This window comes from Pseudomonadota bacterium (genome assembly GCA_034660915.1).
GTDB lineage: Bacteria > Desulfobacterota > Anaeroferrophillalia > Anaeroferrophillales > Anaeroferrophillaceae > DQWO01.
Genome location: JAYEKE010000080.1, coordinates 1 through 3853 on the forward strand (window position 1 = coordinate 1; position 3853 = coordinate 3853).

The following is a 3853-nucleotide window of genomic DNA, read 5'->3' on the forward strand; positions in this document are numbered from 1 at the left end:
TCTATTTGCAACTATTCATCACAAGATTTTCACCACAGAGTACACAGTGGTCACAGAGAAAAAACTTTCTTTAACATCCATCTGCCTGCTGGCAGCCAAGTGGCGAATTTAGTTCCATCGAAAGCTAAATTGCTATCGGGATTGTTACATTGAAGTATCACTCTAAAAGTATAAAGCGGCGTTTAATCTCTGTGTTCTCCGTGCTCTCAAGTGAGCATAGCGAACGGGTGGTGAAAAAAGTACTTGGATAGTTACTTCTATTTTTTCTTTTCAGCTGCGCTCTGTTCTTTTTTCCAGAGATTATAAGCATCAATAACCGGTTGGGAAATATCATAGGTTTTATCAGCGTAAAAAATACTGCTCTCCTGCTTACCCAGGATCATACTGTAGTTACCCTCATTACCGAACTTGACAATAACCTTTTCAAGCTCCTTGAGGATAGACTTGGTCAGCTCCTGGTAGGTTTTTTTCAGCTCCTTTTCAGAGTCAGAAACAAACAGCTTGAAATTTCTGACTTCTTTCTGATATTCACTTTCTTTATCAGCCCTGGCAGCAGCACTGAGCATCATCCCCTGGCGTTCGAGATCTGTCTTCTTCTGATTAAGCTGCATTTCCAGTTCTTTGATTTTTTTACCCAGATCAGCCCGCTTTTTTTCCAGGATTTCACGGGATTGTTTTCCTGCTTCAGACAAACCCATTACTTTCTGTAAATCTATATAGGCAATTTTCAGCCCCGACGCCTTTTGGGCAAAACTGAGCAAAGGACAGGCAAGCATGATAAACGCCGCCAACAGTAAAATTCCAAAGATTTTGTCATGTTTCATTGATAGACTCCTTTCAGAATAAAAGATTTATTTATACCTCAACTTTCTGACTTACATTGACATGAATACATTGCAGGATGTTCGGGCTTGCTTCAACCTATTAATAAAATGCCCCGACCGAAAAATCCCAGACCTTGCTTTTTTCATCATCTTCAGGACTTAAGTTATATCCCCATTCAACCCGCAATGGTCCCATGGGTGATTTCCAGCGGATACCAATTCCAACACTCTGGCGCAGATCAAAATCAATTGACTCGTCATCATCAAACGCCTTGCCGGCATCGAAAAATACCACCCCCCTGAGCCCCATACTTTTGATCAGCGGAAAAATCCATTCGGTATTGAAATACAATTCACTGGTTCCGCCGACAACATTGCCATATTCATCTTCCGGACCGGCCTCACCATATTCAAAACCCCTGACTGAATTCATCCCCCCGACGTAAAAACGTTCATACAGAGGCAACTCCTCACCGCCAAACCCGTCAGCATATCCGAACAATCCTTTCAGATGAAAAGCGCTGTTCCATTTAAAGGGAAAAAATTTATGCGCCTCAAAAATAAATTTATAATATTTATTATCAAATCCCAGTGGCCCACCGGCCAGGACTGTGGTTCCCTTCAGTCGGTAACCATGGCGAGGGAAGAGATAATTGTCACGCTTGTCGCGAATAAGACTGAAATAGACCTGACTTGTGGTGGTGGTTCCTTCTTCATCCCTGATGTAATCAGATACATAATAATCTATATTATCAATTTCAACGGTTTCCAAGCGATAGCCCATGGACCAGCTGGTATATTCACCAATGGGTTTGCCGAAGGTAACCCTGAATCCCTTTTGTTTAGTATCATAGGCATCATATTCAACTTCTTCATTGTAAATGGAAAAACCGGCAGACAGGGGAATGTCGAGAAAATAGGGGTCGGTCAGACTGATATTATACAAACTCCTGCTGCCGGAAAGTTCCACATGAAAAGCCATATCCCAGCCTTTGCCAAGAAAGTTTTTCTTGGAAATACTGGCCATGCCGATAATTGAATCAACCGTGCTGTAACCCAAGCCGACACTGAAAGATCCCGTCTGCCCCTCAACCACGGAAACGTCAACATTCATGGTCTCATCAGCACCTGGATTTGTTTTTATATCAGCTTCAGAAAAAAATTCGGTATTTGTTAATCGCTCACGACTTCTTTTCAGCCGGGAAGCGCTGTAGAGATCACCTTCACCAAAACGGAGTTCCCGACGAATAACTTTATCTCTGGTCTTGGTATTGCCATTAATCTCAATACGACCGAAATGAAACTGTTTCCCACGGTCAACACTGTATTTGATCTTAACTTGACGCTTATCTGGATCAACGCTGGTGAGGGGATTGATATCCACAAAAGCATATCCCTGATCGGCATAATAGGTATCCAGCTTCTCAATATCATCATGGAGGTTTTTATTACTGAACACCTCTCCGCTCTTGCCCTTGAGTCTGCCGATAATCCTTTTCTTTTTTTCCGGATCAAGTTCTTCATCCTTGATATCTATATCACCCAGGCTGAAAACATCCCCTTCATGGACATCAAAGTCCAGATATATCCATTTTTTATTATCACTCAAGGATATTTTTGCTTTTCCGATTCTGGCCTGGACATATCCTTTGCTGAGATAGAATGATTTTAACAGGCTTACATCCTGCTCAAGCATTTCCTGCTTCAGGATGCCGGCGTCAGTAGCCCAGGTCAGAAAAAATGAGTAGGTTTTGGTCTGAATTTGTCGTCGCAAACGCCAGTCACCAAAAACATCATTTCCATGAAAGCGGATTTTTTTCACATAGCTCTTCCGACCTTCCCGGATGGAAAAGATAACCTTAACCCGGTTTTTTGCTGCCGGTTTAATTTTAGTTTTGACCGTAACAGAAAAAAAGCCCTTATCATGATAAAAAACGCGGATTTTCTCCTCACTTGCAGAAATTTTCTCAGCACTAAGGATAGCAAATGTCCTGACGGTAATTTCTTTAAGCAGGTCTTTCCTTTTTATTTTACGATTTCCCTTGATGACGATTGAGGCAACAGAAGGCTTTTCCACCACCACCACCGCCACTTCTACTTTCTCCCCTGAGGCAGTCAGGTTCATCAGGATATTCTCAAAAAACCCCAACGAATAAATAGCTTTCAGGTCATCGTCAAGTTGAATATCTGAGAATATAGATCCCGGCCTGGTCTTCATTTTATCGAGGATAGCCTTTTTGGCTACCTTCTGATTTCCTAAAACCACCACTCGGGCAACGGGATAACCATTATAATCAAAATTTTCAGACCTGGCTAACCCCGGAGACAGGATGAAAGCGAGGATAAAAAGGACAGAAAAAAAAATAGTGGATAAAAACTGACGAGTCACTAAGCTGTACCTTCTCTCATTAACCCGTCTTCAAGATAAATAATTCTACCCATACGGTCAGCAAGGCGCTGGCTATGGGTTACCACAACCAGAGCCAGGTCTAATTCTTTATTCAGTTCAAACAACAAGTTCTCCACTTCCAGACTGTTTTTACGATCAAGGTTTCCCGTCGGCTCATCAGCCAATATCAGTGGGGGGTTAAGAACTAGAGCCCGGGAAAGTGCCACCCGTTGTTGTTCACCTCCGGACAGTTCTCCCGGTTTATGGTGTAAACGTGACGACAAACCCACTCGGGTCAAAATACTACGGGCTGACATATCGGCAGTTTTGCGGCTGTCACCTCGGATCAGGGATGGGATCATGACATTTTCCAAGGCGGTAAACTCAGGCAACAGATGGTGAAACTGAAAGACAAAGCCCACTCTGGCATTCCGCCAGCCGGCCAGCTTCTCCTGGGACCAGTTGAATACATTAGTACCAGAAAATAAAAGATTACCGGAAGTTGGCTGGTCAAGGGCTCCCATAATCTGGAGCAGAGTACTCTTACCGGCGCCGGATTCCCCGCAGATAGCCAGCCGCTCACCAACGCTGACTGACAGATTTATCCCCTCCAGAACCGGAATAATTTCACCGTCAAGAT

Annotated in this window: 3 protein-coding genes; all 3 read right to left on the reverse strand. The window is 43.3% G+C overall.

Annotated features, from left to right (window positions below):
* Positions 1-257: 257 nt before the first annotated feature.
* Positions 258-824, reverse strand: coding sequence for an OmpH family outer membrane protein (locus U9P07_04895; protein MEA2108739.1), 567 nt, complete (start codon positions 822-824; stop codon positions 258-260).
* A 100-nt stretch (positions 825-924) separates the two neighbouring features.
* The gene (gene bamA, locus U9P07_04900; protein ID MEA2108740.1) at positions 925-3213 is read right to left on the reverse strand and encodes an outer membrane protein assembly factor BamA; all 2289 of its coding nucleotides are present in this window, start codon (positions 3211-3213) and stop codon (positions 925-927) included.
* Positions 3213-3839, reverse strand: a complete 627-nt coding sequence (locus tag U9P07_04905) for an ABC transporter ATP-binding protein (GenBank protein ID MEA2108741.1) — start codon at positions 3837-3839, stop codon at positions 3213-3215. Before U9P07_04905 ends, bamA begins: the two co-directional genes overlap by 1 nt.
* Positions 3840-3853: the final 14 nt, after the last annotated feature.

Bases quoted from the DNA above. Each gene is read 5' to 3' on its own strand.
- U9P07_04895 (MEA2108739.1), bottom strand. From the start codon at position 824: ATGAAACATGACAAAATCTTTGGAATTTTACTGTTGGCGGCGTTTATC.